This window comes from Nocardia sp. NPDC056611, assembly GCF_042792755.1.
Classification (GTDB): domain Bacteria; phylum Actinomycetota; class Actinomycetes; order Mycobacteriales; family Mycobacteriaceae; genus Nocardia.
On sequence record NZ_JBHTVV010000006.1, the window covers coordinates 12,683 to 30,074 of the forward strand.

The following is a 17,392-nucleotide window of genomic DNA, read 5'->3' on the forward strand; positions in this document are numbered from 1 at the left end:
GACTTGCAGTGCCGCATCACCGAACGACCGCGAACTCCGTATCAGTCATGGATTTGCTTGGTGATTCCGGTGCTGTCCGCACTGGCGTCACCTCGCGCAGGCGGCACCGGGCCGAGCCCTCCGCCACCGACAAGGTCAAGACCGCCGCCAGTTTCGCGGTCGCGGCCGGTGCGCTCATCGGCACCGGATCGCAGCTGGTCCCCGCTCTCGCGCACGCCGCCCCGCTGCTCCCCACGCACGACGAGAAGGCCGCCACGGTCGCCGAGGACGTCGCCCCCGTCGCGGCGACCGCCGATCTGAAGCAGGCCAAGGACGTGGCGGCCCCCATCGCCGAGCCCGCCCCCGAGGCCCCGATCGCGGCCCCCGCGCCGAACCCGGCCCCCTTCGGCCTGCAGAACCTGCCGCCGGAGATCTCCAACCCGCTGGCGCAGGCCGAACAGACTCTGAAGTCCCTCCAGCAGCAGCTCAACCCGGGCCCGGGCGTGGTGAAGCCGGTCAACGGCCAGCTCTCCTCCGGCTTCGGCATGCGCTGGGGCGCAATGCATTACGGCATCGACTTCGCCGACCCGATCGGTACCCCCATCCACTCGGTGATGGGCGGCACGGTCATCGATGCCGGCCCGGCCTCGGGCTTCGGCCTCTGGGTGCGCGTCAAGCAGGACGACGGCACCACCGCGGTCTACGGACACGTCAACGACATGTACGTGAACGTGGGCCAGCGCGTGAACACCGGCGATGTCATCGCCTCCGTGGGCAACCGCGGCAACTCGACCGGTCCCCATCTGCACCTCGAGATCTGGGACGCCGCCGACAACAAGATGGATCCGCTGCCATGGCTAGCCAGCAAGGGCGTTCTCATGCAGCAGCAGTGGGGACCGGACCAGTAGATCGTTCACCGGCCCCCGCGATGACCGGGCGTTTTCCGGACCGGCGTCTGCCGGTGGGTGCGGTGACGACACTGGACGAACTCTTCGACCCTGCCTCCGTGCACGGCCGTTCCTACGCGGTGCTGGTTCAGCACCCGCGTTCGACCGTGCTCGAGGTGGCCGAGCGGCTGACCGTGCCGCCCCGCGTGGCCGAGTCCGCGCTGGAGGCGCTGTGCCAGCTCGAGGCCGTGGTCCGGCTCACCGACGGCAAGGGCGTGGTGCGCTTCGACGCGCACGCCCCGGAAGCCTTGTCGGAGGCCGAGACTCGCCGCCGTAATCAGGACATGCTGCGCATGCAGTCGGCCGCCGCGCGCCTGGGCGAGACCTTCCGCTCGGTGCGTCGCACCACCGACGCCGACGGTGCGGTGGTGGCCGTCTACGAGCGCCGCCAGCTGCTGGCCGACTTCGAGGACCTGCAGCACACCGCGCACGCCACCGTGAAGGTGGTGGAACGCGGTCCGTTCCTCTCCGATGTGGAGACCGAGGAGCGGATGTTCGAGCTCAAGACCTCGCGCATCGCGGCCGGCATCGACTACCGGACCCTGTACCAGGAGACCATCTACCAGGATCCGGAGCGGCTGCGCCACGTGCTGGCCACCAACGCCGTTGGCGCGCAGGCGCGCACGCTCGCCGACCCGCCGATGAAGCTGATCGTCGCCGACGATCGGCGCGCCGTGCTGGTGCTGCACACCGACGAGCGCCGCGGCGACCCCATGGGCGTCCGCGTGGGCCCGTCGCCCACCCTGGACCTGCTGGTCAAGACCTTCGACGCGCTGTGGCTGACCGCCACGCCGATCTCGGTGAATCCGTCCGAGGCGCTCGACGATCGGGACAAGGCCATCCTCACCCTGATGAGCATGGGCGCGACCGACGACACCATCGCGCGCCGGCTGGGCCTGTCGCGTCGAACGGTGGTGCGCCGCACCGCGAGTCTGCTCGAACGGCTGGGCGCGAGCACCCGTTTCCAGGCCGGAGTGCAGGCGACACGCCGCGGCTGGCTCTAAGGGTCTGTGGCGCAAGTCACCTCACAGCAACACTTCTCGCTGGTCAGCGATATTCATCATGCATGGCAGCTCGGGGCAGTTCGCGAGCATCGATATGATTGTTTCCGTCCGCTGACCTTTTGACGTCCCGGGAACAGACGTCAGTTTTCGTGGGTCCGCCGAGTGTCTTCGGCTGCGGAAAAGACCAACCCGAGAGGTGAATGCACGCGTATGGATACTGCCCGCCGTACAGCTCGCGGTAGTCGTCGGCGTCGGTCCGGCAGCCCACTCTTCGGGCAGTTGCTCACCGCGGCGGTCGAATCCGCCGGTGACGCCATCGCCATCCGTTTCAACCCGACCGGAGATCCGGCCGCTCAGCGCGAGATCAGTTACCGAGAGCTGGACGCGCGCTCCTCGCAGCTGGCCCGGGAACTGATCGCCCGCGGGGTCGGCCCGGGCGACATGGTCGCCATCGGCATCACCCGCTCGATCGAATCCGTGCTGGCGGTCTGGGCCATCGCCAAGACCGGCGCGGCCTATGTGCCGGTCGACCCCGCGTATCCGGCCGACCGCATCGAACACCTGCTCACCGATTCCGGCGCGGTGCTGGGCCTGACCACCCGGGAGTACCGCGCGGGCCTGGGCGACGCCGCCACCTGGATCGAACTCGACGATCCGGCGCAGGCGCAGCGCATCGCCGCGCACCCGGACCACCCGATCTCCTACGCCGATCGGGTGGGCACGCTCACCGAGCAGCACCCCGCGTACGTCATCTACACCTCCGGTTCCACCGGCAAGCCCAAGGGCGTGGTGGTCACCCACACCGGCCTGGCCGGGCTGGTGGCCGCCGAACGTGAGCACTACGCGGTCTCCGCGGATTCGCGGGTGCTGCACGTCTGTTCCCCCAGCTTCGACGTCTCGGTGCTGGAACTGCTGCTGACCTTCACCGCGGGTGCGACCCTCGTCATCGCGCCCGCCGGTGTCTTCGGCGGTGTGGAACTGGCCGACCTGCTGGACCGTGAGAGCGTCACCCACGTGTTCATCACGCCCGGTGCGCTGGAATCGGTGGATCCGGCCGGGCTCAGCGAGCTGACCACCGTCGTGGTGGCCGGTGACAAGTTCGGCCCGGAACTGGTGTCGCGCTGGGCGACCGATCAGCGCTCCTTCTTCAACGGCTACGGCCCCACCGAGGCGACCATTCTCGCCACCTCCAGCGCCCCGCTGCTGCCGGGCGAGCCCATCACCATCGGCGCCGCCATCGCGGGTGTCGGTGCGTACGTGCTGGATTCGCGGCTGCGGCCGGTGCCGGACGGCGTGGTCGGCGAGCTGTACCTGTCGGGACCCGCACTGGCGCAGGGATACAAGGGCCGTCCCGGCCTGACCGCCGAGCGTTTCGTGGTGAGCCCGTTCGGCGAGGCCGCCGGATCCCCGGGTTCGCGGCTGTACCGCACCGGTGACCTGGTGCGCCGCAATCCGGCCGAATCCGAGCAGCCGGGCGTCATCGAATACCTGGGCCGCTCCGACTTCCAGGTCAAGATCCGCGGTCTGCGTATCGAATTGGGCGAGATCGACAATGCCCTGAGCGCACACCCGGACGTGGATTTCGCCGCGACCCTGGGCCGCGCGCTGCCGTCGGGCGCGACCGCGCTGGTCTCGTATGTGCTGCCCCGCCCGGGCGTGACCGTGGACACCGCGGCGCTGGCCGCGCACGTCGGCGAGTCGCTGCCCGCGTACATGGTGCCCACGGCCATCGTGGTGCTGGCCGAGATTCCGCTGACCCCGGTCGGCAAGCTGGACCGGAATGCTCTGCCGGAGCCGGTGTTCGCGGCCCGCGAGTTCCGCGCCCCGGCGACCCGCGCCGAGGAAGTCATCGCGGAAGTGTTCGCCGCCTTGCTGATTCCCGACAATCCGGACGCCCGGGTCGGTGCCGACGACGACTTCTTCGAACTCGGCGGCAACTCGCTGCTCGCCGCCCAGGCCGCCGCCCGCATCGGCACCGCCCTCGGCGTGCGGGTGCCGGTGCACGTGCTGTTCGACGGCTCCACCGTGGCCGAACTGGCGCGCCGCCTCGAGGGTGAGACGGCCCCGGCCGCCACCGGGCCCGCGCTCGGCTCGCTGCCCCGCCCGAACCGGGTGCCGCTGTCCTTCGCGCAGCAGCGCATGTGGTTCCTCAACCGCTTCGACCCGAACAGCGCGGTCGACAACATGCCCCTCGCGGTGCGGCTCACCGGCGCCCTCGACGTGGACGCCATGCGCGCCGCCGCGGCGGACCTGGTCGCCCGCCACGAGGTGCTGCGCACCATCTACCCCGAGGTCGACGGCGAGGGCTTCCAGCAGGTGCTGCCCGCCACCGACCCGCGGGCCCGGCCCGAACTGCCGGTCACCGAGATCGACGCCGCGGAGATCGCCGACCGGGTCGCCGAGGTGGTCGGCGCGGGCTTCGACGTCACCGCCGCACCGCCGCTGCGCCTGCGCCTGCTGCGCCTCGCGCCCGACGAGCACGTGCTGGTCGCCGCGATCTATCACATCGCCGCCGACGGCGTCTCGATCGGCGTGCTGGCCCGGGACCTGGTCACCGCGTACGCGCAGCGCATGAACGGGGCCGCTCCGCAGTGGGCCCCGCTCCCGGTGCAGTACGCCGATTACGCGGTGTGGCAGCGGGAATCGCTGGGCAGCGAGGACAACCCGGATTCGCCGCTGGCCCGCCAGATCGCCTACTGGCGCGAGAACCTCGCCGACCTGCCCGACGAACTGGTGCTGCCCTGGGATCGGCCGCGGCCCGCCGTCGCCTCCTACCGAGGCGGCAACCACAACTTCCGGCTCGACGACGAGATCTACGCCGCCGCACGCCGATTCGCCGAAACCCACAACACCACGCTGTTCATGGTGGTGCACACCGCGCTCGCGGTGCTGCTGGCCCGGCTCTCCGGCACCCGCGACATCGCCATCGGTACCCCCGTGGCCGGGCGCGGCGAGGCCGAACTCGACGATCTGATCGGCATGTTCGTCAACACGCTGGTGCTGCGCAGCGACATCGACCCCGCCGCCTCCTTCACCGACCTGGTGGCGGCGGTGCGCGAGAACGATGTTCGCGCCTTCGGCCACGCCGACGTGCCGTTCGAGCGCCTGGTGGAACTGCTGGACCCGGCCCGCTCGCAGGCCCGCAACCCGCTGTTCCAGGTCATGCTGACCTTCCAGAACATGGCCCCCACCCGGCTGGAACTGCCCGGCCTCACGGTGGCGGGCGCGGACCTGGAGATTCCGTTCGCCAAGTTCGACCTGCAGCTCACCCTGCAGGAATCGCTCGACGAGCGGGGCAACGCCACCGGCATGGCCGCCGAGTTCTCCTACGCCATGGACCTTTTCGACGCCGCCACCGTCGCCGAACTGGCCGCCCGCTTCCAGCGGGTGCTGGCCGCGCTGACCGCCGACCCGGCCGCACCGGTCGGCGATCTGGCGCTGTTCTCCGCCGGGGAACGGCAGCGGGTGCTGACCGATTGGAACGCCACCGGCTTCGACGTGGCGGCCACGCTGCCCGAAGGCGCCGCGGCGACCCTGGTTTCGCGGTTCGACGCCCAGGTGGCGGCGACCCCGGACGCTGTCGCCCTGGTGTTCGCGGACGAGACGCTGACCTATCGTGAGCTCGCGGAGCGCTCCAACCGCCTGGCGCGACTGCTGATCGCCGAAGGTGTCGGGCCGGAATCACTGGTGGCCCTGGCCCTGCGGCGGTCGACCGAGCTGGTCGTGGCCATGTACGCGGTGCTGCAGGCCGGCGCGGCCTACGTGCCGCTGGACCCGGACCAGCCCGCCGACCGCATCGGCCACATCCTCGACACCGCGCGGCCGCGACTGCTGCTCATCGCCGAGGCGGACGAATTCGAGGCCGGGGCAAGGGATGTCGCCACCCTGTCGGTCCAACGGGCCGAGGCGTCCGCACGGGCCCTCAGCGGCGCGCCGATCACCCAGGCCGAGCGCGTCCGACCGCTGCGCCCCGAGCACACCGCCTACGTCATCTTCACGTCCGGCTCGACCGGCCGCCCCAAGGGCGTCGCCGTCGAGCACCACGCCATCGTCAACCGCCTGGTGTGGATGCAGCACGAATACACGCTGACCGCCGAAGACGCTGTGTTGCAGAAGACTCCGGCCACCTTCGACGTGTCGGTGTGGGAGTTCTTCTGGCCCTTGCAGACCGGTGCGCGCCTGGTGGTCGCCAAGCCGGACGGCCACCGCGACCCGGTCTACCTGGCGCAGATCATCGCCGAACAGCGCATCACCACCGCGCATTTCGTGCCGTCCATGCTGTCGATGTTCGTCTCGGCCCTGGGCGAGACCGGCGCACTGGTTCGCGCGTCTCGTTCTGGACCGAGTGGAGCGGAGGGAGGGAAGAACGAGACCTCCAGCGCCGCGAACCCGTCCCGGAGCGAAGCGGAGGGGCAGATCGAACACAGCCTGCGGCAAGTGTTCGCCTCGGGTGAGGCGCTGCCCGCGCCGACCGCGCGGCAGTTGCGTGAGCTGACCGGTGCGCGGCTGCACAACCTGTACGGTCCGACCGAGGCCGCGGTCGACGTCACCTATCACGAGGCCGTCGACGCCGACACGGTGTCGATGCCGATCGGGCGGCCGGTCTTCAATACCCGTGTCTACGTGCTGGATTCCCGCCTCAACCCGGTCCCGGCCGGCGTCGCGGGCGAACTGTATCTGGCGGGTGTGCAGCTGGCGCGCGGCTATGTCGAGCGCCCGGACCTGACCGCGGACCGCTTCGTCGCCGACCCGTTCGGCACCGGTGAACGCCTCTACCGCACCGGCGATCTCGTGAAGTGGACCGGCGATGGCGAACTGGAGTACCTGGGCCGCACCGACTTCCAGGTGAAGCTGCGCGGTCTGCGCATCGAACTGGGCGAGATCGAGGCCGCGCTGCTGGCGCAGCCGGGTGTCGCGCAGTCGGTGGTAGTGGTGCGCGCCGACGCGCACACCGGCGACCAGCTGGTGGGCTACGCTGTCGCCGCCGACACCACCCCGGAGGAGCTGAAAGCCGGTCTGGCCCGGTCGCTTCCGGCGTACATGGTGCCCAACGCCGTTGTGGTGCTCGACGAGTTCCCGCTCAACGCGTCCGGCAAGCTGGACCGCAAGGCGCTCCCGGCCCCGGTGTTCGAGGCCAAGAGCTTCCGGGCCCCGTCGACCCCGATCGAGGAGATCGTGGCCGGGGTGTTCGGCGAGCTGCTCGGCACCGACCGGGTCGGCGCCGACGACGACTTCTTCGAACTGGGCGGCAACTCGCTCATCGCCACGCGGGCGGTGGCGCGGATCAACGCCGCCCTCGACACCACCGTCGCCGTGCGCGAGATCTTCGAGACCGCAACGGTTTCCGGGCTCGCGGCGCGCATCGTGCCGGGCGCGGGCGCCGGGGCGCGACCGGCGCTGGTGGCGGGGGAGCGGCCCGCCCGCGTCCCGCTGTCGCTGGCGCAGCAGCGCATGTGGGTGCTCAACCAGCTCGACCCCGATTCCCCGGTCTACAACATCCCGATGGTCATCCGGCTCACCGGCGCACTCGACGTGCCCGCCCTGCGCCACGCCGTCGAGGACGTGCTCACCCGCCACGAGGTGCTGCGCACCCGCTACCCGGAGACCACGCCGGGCGGCCCCGCCTTCCAGGAGATCCTCTCGGTCGCCGACGTGCTGCCGCACGGTCTCGAGGTGGAGCGGGCCACCGATATCGGCGGCCGGATCGGCGCGCTGGTCGGCACCGGATTCGATGTGGCGCAGCGGGTTCCGGTGCGGGTCCGGCTGATCACCGGCGACGACCCGGACGATTACCTGCTGGTCCTGGTGGCCCACCACATCGCCGCCGACGGCGCCTCCATGGCGCCGCTGGCCCGCGACCTGATGACCGCGTACCTGGCGCACGCCGCGGGCGAGGCCCCGGCCTGGCAGCCGCTCGCGGTGCAGTACGCGGACTACGCGGTGTGGCAGCGGGCCGCGCTCGGCCTCGAGGACGACGCCGATTCGGCTGCCGCCGCGCAGGTCGCGTTCTGGCGCGATCAGCTGTCCGGACTGCCCGATCGCCCGATGCTGCCGCTGGACCGGCCGCGCCCGGCGGCGGCGTCCATGCGTGGCGCGCTGCTCGACTTCACGCTGTCGCCGCAGGTGCACACGGGCCTGAATCGCCTGGCGCGCCAGCACAACGCGTCGCTGTTCATGGTGGTGCACGCGGCGGTGGCGGCCTGGCTGTCGCGGCTGTCGGGCAGCACCGACGTCGTGCTCGGCACCGCCGTCGCGGGCCGCGGCGAACGCGCGCTCGACGATCTGGTCGGCATGTTCGTGAACACGCTGACGCTGCGGACCCAGGTGGATCCGGCCGCGTCGTTCGACGAGCTGGTCGAGCGGGCCCGCGAGACCGACCTGTCGGCGTTCGCGCACGCGGACATCCCGTTCGAACGGGTCTCCGAGCTCACCGCCCGCACCACCGCGAATCCGCTGCTCCAGGTGGTGCTTTCGCTGCAGAACACCGAGAGCCCGGTGCTGGAGCTGCCGGGCCTGACCGTGGCCGCCGTCGACACCGACCTGGCCACCGCCAAATTCGATCTGCAGATCAGCGTCGAACCGCGCCCCGGCGTGGACGGCGCGATTGGTGAACTGGCCGTCATCCTCAACTACGACACCGAGCTGTTCGAGGAATTCTCGATGGCGTCGTTCGGCCGGGCGCTGGAACGGATGCTCACCGCCGTCGCCGCCGACCCGCAGCTGCCGGTCGGCGACATCGAGCTGCTCGACGCCGCGGAATCGGTTGCGGTGCAGGCGATGTCGCAGTCCGCGCCGGAACCGGCCGGGCTCGCCGTGCGCGGTGCGGCGTTGTCCCAGCTGCTCACCACCGCCGCCGAGGACGACCCGGACGGCCCCGCGCTGGTGTGGGGCGAGGAGGCGCTCACCTACTCCGAACTCGACGCCCGCTCCTCGCGGCTGGCCCGGGTGCTCATCGCCCGCGGCAGCGGGCCCGGCACCGGCGTGGTGCTGCGCCTGGACCGCGGCGTGGACCAGGTGGTCGCCATCTGGGCGGTGCTCAAGGCGGGCACCATGATGGTGCCGTTCGCCGCCGCCGAGACGCCCGGCCAGGACGTGAAGGTCGGCATCACCGTCGGCCGCGCGCCCGAGGGCGTGCGCGGCATCGACTGGGTGGTGCTCGACGATCCGGAGACCGCGGCCGAGGTCGCGGCCGAATCGGCGCGACCGGTCACCTACGCCAACCGGATTCGCGCGCTGCGCGGTGACGATCGGGCTCGGACCTCGGCGGACGGGACGCTCACCTACGACGGTCTGGCAGCCGCCGTGGACCGCGCCCGCGGTCTGGACCTCACCTTCGAATCGCGCACCTTCCATCACGGCGCCGCGGATTCCGTGCTGGCCATGATCGAAGCGGTCGCGGCCGGAGCGGTCGGGGCGTCGGTGGTGCTGGTGCCGTCCGAGCCCGGTGCGGAACTGTCGGACGTGCTCGCCGACGAGTGGGTCACCCACGTCTTCGCCGAGGCCGATCGCCTCGGCGAGCTGGATCCGGCTCCGCTCGAGGATCTTCGGGCCGTCGTACTCGACGCCCCCACCGCGGCCGCCGAGCCGTGGGCGCAGACCGCCACCGTGGCGGTGCTGCCGGACCCTGGGACGGTGCCGCCGGAGTAGCGGAGACGCTGCTGCCGCGTTTGCGTCGCGGTAGCCCTCGTGCAGAGCGGTCCCTCGGGACCGCGTCGGCGCCGGCGGAATTCACCTCCCGCCGGCTCCGTTGGTAGCCATCGCGAATGGCTATGGCGCAGATCACATCATGCAACGCCGTGTCGCTGCCATCGATAGTCCTTCCAGTTCGAGCGGTCGGACCTGCCGTGCGCGGCTATGCTGTGCCGGTTCGTCCGGCTGCGCAGGCTCTGTCGGCTCGAGCTGGTCGAAGATCTTCGACGCGTGTGGATTGCTGTATCTGTGAGGTGAACAACTGTATGGAAACTGCCCGCAGATCAGCCCGTGGTAGTCGGCGACGCCGTTCCGGCAGCCCGTTCTTCGGCCAATTGCTCACCGCCGCGGTCGAATCCTCCGCCACCGCCGTCGCCGTCAGCTTCAACCCCACCGGAGATCCCGCGGACCTGGTCGAGCTCACCTACCGCGAACTCGACGAGCGGTCCTCGCAGGTCGCTCGCGAGCTGATCGCGCTGGGCGTGGGTCCCGGCGACGTGGTGGCCATGGCCATCGCCCGCTCGGTGGAATCGGTGCTCGCGGTGTGGGCCATCGTGAAGACCGGCGCGGCCTACCTGCCGGTGGACCCCACCTATCCGGCCGACCGGATCGAGCACATGCTCACCGACTCCGGCGCGAAATTCGGCGTCACCGTGGCCGCCCACCGCCGCGGTCTCGGAACCACCGCCTACTGGGTCGAACTCGACGATCCGGCCCGCGCCGAACGCATCGCCGCCCGGCCCTCGCACCCCATCTCCTACGCCGACCGCACCCGGCCGCTGACCGAACAGCACCTGGCCTACGTCATCTACACCTCCGGATCCACCGGCAAGCCCAAGGGCGTGGCCATCGACCACGCCGGCCTGGCCGTGCTGGCCGCCCGCCGGGAACACCGTGGCATCACCGAGGATTCACGGCTCACCCAGCTCATCACCCCCAGCTTCGACTTCTCCATCGTCGAACTGCTGTGGGCGTTCAGCGCGGGCGCGACCCTGGTGGTGGTGCCGCCGCACGTGTTCGGCGGACCGGAACTGACCGAACTGCTACGCCGCGAACGCATCACCCACCTCTGCATCACCCCGGCCGTGCTGGAATCGCTGGATCCGGCGGTCCCGCAGGACCTGCAGGCCGTCATGTGCGGTGGCGAGCGGGTGCCGTCCGCGCTGGTGGACCGCTGGGTCACCCCCGACCGCGAGTTCTTCATCGAGTACGGCCCGAGCGAGGTCACCGCCATCGCCACCGCCACCGACGCGCTGCAGCCCGGCCGCGGCACCCACATCGGTTCGCTGCTCCCCGGCATCGGCGCGTACGTGCTGGACGCGGGCCTGCGGCCGGTGCCGCCCGGCGTGATCGGCGAACTGTATCTGGCGGGTCAGGCGCTGGCCATGGGCTATCTGAACCGGCCCGGGCAGACCTCGGAACGCTTCGTCGCGAGCCCCTACGGCGAACCCGGGCAACGGCTCTACCGCACCGGCGACCTGGTCCGCCGCCGCGAGGACGGGACCTTCGAACACCACGGCCGCACCGACTTCCAGGTCAAGATCCGCGGCCTGCGCATCGAACTCGGGGAGATCGACAGCGCGGTGACCGCGCACCCGGACGTCGACTTCGCCGTCACCCTCGGCACCACCCTGCCGACCGGCGCCGCCGCCCTCGTCACCTACGTGCTCCCCACCCCCGGCGCGACCGTGGACGTCGCGGCCCTGACGGCCTTCGCGGGAGAATCGCTGCCCGCCTACATGGTTCCCGCGGCCATCGTCGCCCTCGACGAGATCCCGCTGACCCCGGTCGGCAAGGTCGACCGCGCCCGCCTGCCCGCACCGGTCTTCGCCGCCCGCGCCTTCCGGGCCCCGGCCACACCCGCGGAACAGGCCATCGCCGAGATCTTCTCGGGCCTGCTCACCCCGCCCGGCGCCGACCCGGTGCGGGTCGGCTCCGACGACGACTTCTTCGAACTCGGCGGCAATTCGCTGCTGGCCGCGCAGGCCGTAGCCCGCATCGGGAACGCGCTCGACGCGCGGGTGCCGGTGCGGGTGCTGTTCGACGCCTCCACGGTGTCCGCGCTGGCCCGGCTGGTCGAGGACGAAATCACCACCGGGAACGCCGCGCCCGCACTGGTCGCCGGGCCGCGCCCGGACCGGGTGCCGCTGTCCTACGCGCAGCAGCGCATGTGGTTCCTCAACCGGTTCGATCCCGCCGGCGCGGTCGACAATGTCCCGCTCGCGGTCCGGCTGTCCGGCGCGCTCGACCTGGACGCCATCCGCGCCGCGGCCCGGGACCTGGTGGAACGGCACGAAGTGCTGCGCACCATCTACCCGGAGGTCGACGGCGAGGGCTACCAGCAGGTGCTGGCCCGCACCGATTCCCGTGCGATCCCGGCACTTCCGATCGATGACATCGACCTCGCCGACCTGACCGCGCGGGTCATGGAACTCGGCGGCACCGGCTTCGACGTCACCGCCGAACCGCCCCTGCGACTGCGCGTACTGCGGCTGGGACCGGACGAGCACGTCCTGGTCTGCGTGGTCCACCACATCGCCGCCGACGGGTTCTCCATGGGACCGCTGGTGCGGGACCTGGTGACCGCCTACGTCTCCCGCAGCTCCGGTGACGCGCCGCTGTGGCAGCCGCTGCCGGTCCAGTACGCCGACTACACGCTCTGGCAGCGGGCCGCGCTCGGCAGCGAGGACGACGAAAGCTCGGCCATCGCACGGCAGCTCGCGTTCTGGCGCGACACCCTCGCCGAACTGCCCGACGAACTGGTGCTGCCCGCGGACCGCCCGCGCCCGCCGGTCGCGTCCTATCGCGGCGGCACCTTCCGCTTCGAGCTGGCCGACGACGTGTACGCGGGCGTGCGGCGACTGGCCCGCGCCCACAACGGCACCACCTTCATGGTCGTGCACGCGGCGCTCGCGGTGCTGCTGGCCCGGCTGTCCGGCACCCGCGACATCGCCGTGGGCACCCCGGTCGCGGGCCGCGGCGACGCCGAACTCGACGACCTCATCGGCATGTTCGTCAACACCCTGGTGCTGCGCACCGACGTCGACCCGGCGCTCGGCTTCACCGAATTGCTGGGCCGGGTCCGCGAATCCGACCTGCGCGCCTTCGGCAATGCCGACGTGCCCTTCGAACGACTGGTGGACCTGCTCGAACCGGCCCGCTCGCAGGCCCGCAACCCGCTGTTCCAGGTCATGCTGTCGTTCCAGAACCTGGCGCCCGCCGACCTGCGCCTGCCCGGCCTGACCGTCTCCGGCGCGGACCTCGAGGTGCCGTTCGCCAAATTCGACCTGCAACTGACCGTGCAGGAACGGGTCGACGAACACGGCGACGGCACCGGCATGGCGGCCGAATTCTCCTACGCGCTGGACCTGTTCGACGAGGCCACCGTCGCCTCCTTCGCGCGCCGGTTCGCCCGCGTGCTCGAGCTGGTGGGCGGCGACCCCACCGGTCCGGTCGGCGACCTGGCCCTGCTGTCGGAGGAGGAACAGCGCCGGGTCCTCACCGACTGGAACGCCACCGGCTGCGATGTGGTCGCGGCCGTCGGCCTGCCGCGCGGCAGCGCGCCGACCCTGGTCTCGATGTTCGAGGCGCAGGTGGCGAGTACCCCCGATGCCGTGGCGCTCGTGTTCGAGCACGAACGCCTCACCTACCGCGAGCTCGCCCAGCGCGCCCGCCGCCTCGCCCGCGAACTGGTGGACGAGTACGGCGTCGGACCGGAAACCCTGGTCGCCCTGGCCATCCGGCGCTCCACCGAACTGGTGGTGGCCATGTACGCCATCGTCGAGGCGGGCGCGGCCTACGTGCCGCTGGATCCCGAACAGCCGCACGATCGCATCGCGCACATTCTCGACACCGCCCGACCGCGCCTGGTGCTCACCACCCGCGCCGACCAATTCGACGGCGGGGACGGCAGGTCCACCGTGCTGGTCGAGGACGCCGAGGAACAGGCGCGGCATCGCTCGGCCGAACCGATCGGCGAGTTCGACCGGGTGCGACCCCTGCGGCCCGCGCATCCCGCCTACGTCATCTTCACCTCGGGGTCGACCGGTCGCCCCAAGGGTGTGGCGGTGAGCCACGCGGCGATCGTCAACCGCCTGGTCTGGATGCAGGCGCAGTACCGGCTGACCTACACCGACGTGGTGCTGCAGAAGACCCCGGCCACCTTCGACGTGTCGGTGTGGGAGTTCTTCTGGCCGTTGCAGACCGGCGCGCGCCTGGTCGTCGCCCGGCCCGACGGGCACCGGGACCCCATGTACCTGGCCGAGGTGATCGCCGAACAAGGCGTCACCACGGCGCATTTCGTGCCGTCCATGCTGACGGTGTTCCTATCGTCGCTGGGCGAGAATGACCAGGTGGTTCGCGGCGCGTCTCGTTCTGGACTGAGCGGAGCGGGGGAGCGAAGCGGAGGAGCGGAGGGAGGGAAGAACGAGACCTCCAGCGCCGCGAACCCGCCCGGAGCGAAGCGGAGGGCAATCAGACTCCGTCAGGTGTTCGCCTCCGGCGAGGCGCTGCCCGCGCCCACCGCGCAGCGACTACGGGAGCTCACCGGTGCGCGACTACACAACCTGTACGGTCCGACCGAGGCGGCGGTCGACGTCACCTATCACGAGGTGACCGATGCCGACACGGTGTCGGTGCCGATCGGGCGGCCGGTCTTCAATACCCGCCTCTACGTGCTGGATTCGCGCTTGCGGCCGGTCGCGCCCGGCGTCGCGGGCGAGCTGTACCTGGCCGGCGACCAGCTGGCCATCGGGTATGTGGCCCGCCCGGACCTGACCGCCGACCGCTTCGTCGCCGACCCCTTCGGCCACGGTGAGCGCATGTACCGCACCGGCGACCTGGTGAAGTGGACCGCCGACGGGGAGATCGAATACCTGGGCCGCACCGACTTCCAGGTGAAACTGCGCGGTCTGCGCATCGAACTGGGGGAGATCGAGGCCGCGCTGCTGGCGCAGCCCGGTGTCGCGCAATCGGTCGTGGTGGTGCGGTCCGATGCCGTCACCGGCGACCAGCTGATCGGCTACGTGGTTCGCGAACCCGGCGTCGACGTCGACCCGACGGCAGTGAAAACGGCTGTCGCGCAGCAGCTTCCGGCCTACATGGTGCCGTCCGCGGTCGCCGTGATGGAAGCCTTCCCGCTCAACGCCTCCGGCAAGCTGGACCGCCGGGCGCTGCCCGCCCCGCTGATCCAGCCCCGCCGATTCCGCCCGCCCTCGACCCCGATCGAGGAGATCGTGGCGGGCGTCTTCGCCGACCTGCTCGGCGTCGACGGAGTCGGCGCGGACGACGACTTCTTCGAACTCGGCGGCAACTCGCTCATCGCCACCCGCGCGGTCTCCCGCGTCAACGAGGCCCTCGAGGGCACCGTCACCGTGCGCGAACTCTTCGAGACCCCAACGGTTTCCGGCCTGGCGGCCCGCATCGTTCCGGGCGCGGCGGCGGGTACCCGGCCCGCACTGGTGGCGGGGGAGCGGCCCGCCCGCATCCCGCTGTCACTGGCCCAGCAGCGCATGTGGGTGCTCAACCAGCTCGACCCGGAGTCGGCGGCCTACAACATCCCCATGGTCATCCGGCTCACCGGCGCACTCGATGTCGAGGCGCTGACCCTGGCCGCGGAGGACGTGCTGACCCGGCACGAGATCCTGCGCACCCGCTACCCGGAATCCGAGCCCGGCGGCGCGCCGTACCAGGAGGTGCTCTCGCTCACCGAGGCGCTTCCCGGCGGCCTCGAACTGCAACGCACCGGCGATATCGGCGCGTGCGTGCAACAGCTGGTCGGCACCGGATTCGATGTGGCGCAGCAGGTTCCGGTGCGGCTGCGGCTGCTCGCCGGTGACGCGCCCGACGACTACCTGCTGATCCTGGTCGCCCACCACATCGCGGCCGACGGCGCGTCCTTCGCCCCGCTGGCCCGCGACCTGATGACCGCCTACCTGTCCCGCGCCGAGGGCGAAACCCCCGGCTGGACCCCGCTGCCCGTGCAGTACGCCGACTTCGCGCTCTGGCAGCGCGCCATGATCGGCGTCGACACCGACGAGAACTCCGTCGCGGCAGCGCAATTGGCGTACTGGCGTGAACAGCTCGCGGATCTGCCGGTGCGGCCGCCGCTGGCGCTGGACCGGCCCCGCCCGGCCGCGCCGTCCATGCGGGGCGCGCTGGTCGACTACGTGGTGCCCGCCGAGATCCACGCCGAACTGAACCGCATCGCGCGCCGCCACAACGCGTCGCTGTTCATGGTCATGCACGCGGCCCTCGCCGTACTGCTGGCCCGGCAGTCGGGCAGCTCGGACATCGTGATCGGCACCGCGGTCGCGGGCCGCGGCGAACGGGTGCTCGACGGTTTGGTCGGCATGTTCGTCAACACCCTCACCCTGCGCACCGCCGTGGACCCCGGCGCCTCCTTCGACGACCTGGTCGCCGCGGCGCGCGAAACCGATCTGTCGGCCTTCGCGCACGCGGACCTGCCCTACGAGCGGGTGGTCGAGGCGGTCGCGCCGGGCGCGGGTCCGCTGCTGCAAGTGGTGCTGGCCCTGCAGAACAACGAGGTCGCCGAACTCGAACTGCCGGGGCTGACCGTCTCCGCCGTGGACGCCGACCTGACCGCCGCCAAGTTCGATCTGCAGATCGGCGTCGAGGCGCACCCGCCCGCCGCCGACGGCACCCCCGGCGATCTGGCCGTCGTCTTCTCCTACGCCACCGACCTTTTCGACGAGTCGACCATCGAGGCGCTGGGCGCGCGACTGCTGCGGGTGCTGGCCGCCGTAGCCGCCGACTCGCACATGCCGGTCGGTGATATCGATCTGCTGGACTCGGCCGAACGCTCCCGCGTCCAGGCCGCGCCCGCCCCCGTGCCGGTGGTCGCCACCACCGCCCACGGCGCCGCGCTGCCGCAGTCGCTGTCGGTCACGGTCGAGGACGATCCGGACGGCCCGGCCCTGGTTCACGGCGACGAATCCGTCACCTACCAGGACCTCGACGCCCGTTCCTCCCGGCTGGCCCGCGTCCTCATCGGGCGCGGCTGCGGTCCGGGCACGGGCGTGGGCCTGCGCCTGGACCGCGGTGTCGACCTGGCCGTGGCCACCTGGGCGGTGCTCAAGGCCGGTGCCGCCGCGGTGCCGCTGGCCTCCCTCGACCGGCTGCCCCCGGCCGGACTGGATATGAAGGTCGGTCTCACCACCGGGACGCCCATGGCGGTCTCCGGCATCGACTGGCTGGCCCTCGACGATCCGGGTGTGGCCGCCGAGATCGCCGCCGAATCCGCGCGGCCGGTCACCTACGCGCACCGCACCCGCGCCCTGCGCGGCGACGACACCGCCTTCGCCGCCCCCGGGCGGGCCTCCCTGGGCTACGACGCGGTGGCGGCCCTGGTGGACCGGATTCGCGGCGAATCGCAGCTGACCTTCGAATCCCGCACCTTCCGGACGGGCGCGGTGGACCACCCCTTCGCACTGCTGGAGGTGATCGCCGCCGGCGGTGTCGGGGCCTCGATGGTGCTGGCCGAGCCGGGCGCCGACCTGACCGGGACGCTCGCCGACGAATGGGTCACCCACCTGTTCGCCGAACGCGACGGCGTCGGCCGGGTGGACCCCGCCGAGCTGGAGGATCTGCGGGCCCTGGTGGTGGACGCGCTCCCGGTCCCTTCGCAGTGGTCCGGTCACACCGTGATCGCCCTTCCCGGGGCGGGTGGGGTGTGCTGACCACGGGTTGACCTCCCGGAGTGGCTCTCCCGCCCGCCGGGCTGAATACTCTGGGGAAGCCCCGCGTGAACCCGCC

Annotated in this window: 4 protein-coding genes; all 4 read left to right on the plus strand. The window is 71.5% G+C overall.

Translation table 11 applies throughout. The features are described 5' to 3' along the window. Positions 1-47 precede the first annotated feature (47 nt). Positions 48-887 (plus strand): M23 family metallopeptidase, encoded by an 840-nt coding sequence (locus tag ACFRAQ_RS28300; protein ID WP_379105001.1) that lies wholly within the window; start codon positions 48-50, stop codon positions 885-887. Between the two features lie 62 nt (positions 888-949). After that, on the plus strand, positions 950-1,930 hold the full coding sequence (locus tag ACFRAQ_RS28305; RefSeq protein ID WP_379105003.1) for a LuxR C-terminal-related transcriptional regulator: 981 nt from the start codon (positions 950-952) through the stop codon (positions 1,928-1,930). A gap of 210 nt (positions 1,931-2,140) precedes the next feature. After that, on the plus strand, positions 2,141-9,577 hold the full coding sequence (locus ACFRAQ_RS28310; RefSeq protein WP_379105005.1) for an amino acid adenylation domain-containing protein: 7,437 nt from the start codon (positions 2,141-2,143) through the stop codon (positions 9,575-9,577). 308 nt (positions 9,578-9,885) lie between these two features. Continuing rightward, the gene (locus ACFRAQ_RS28315) at positions 9,886-17,316 is read left to right on the plus strand and encodes an amino acid adenylation domain-containing protein (protein WP_379105007.1); all 7,431 of its coding nucleotides are present in this window, start codon (positions 9,886-9,888) and stop codon (positions 17,314-17,316) included. The last annotated feature ends 76 nt before the right edge of the window (positions 17,317-17,392 follow it).

What these genes read in the sequence shown, in the direction of transcription:
- ACFRAQ_RS28300 (WP_379105001.1), top strand. Translation starts at nt 48, where the DNA reads ATGGATTTGCTTGGTGATTCCGGTGCTGTCCGCACTGGCGTCACCTCG.
- ACFRAQ_RS28310 (WP_379105005.1), top strand. Translation starts at nt 2,141, where the DNA reads ATGGATACTGCCCGCCGTACAGCTCGCGGTAGTCGTCGGCGTCGGTCC.
- ACFRAQ_RS28315 (WP_379105007.1), top strand. Translation starts at nt 9,886, where the DNA reads ATGGAAACTGCCCGCAGATCAGCCCGTGGTAGTCGGCGACGCCGTTCC.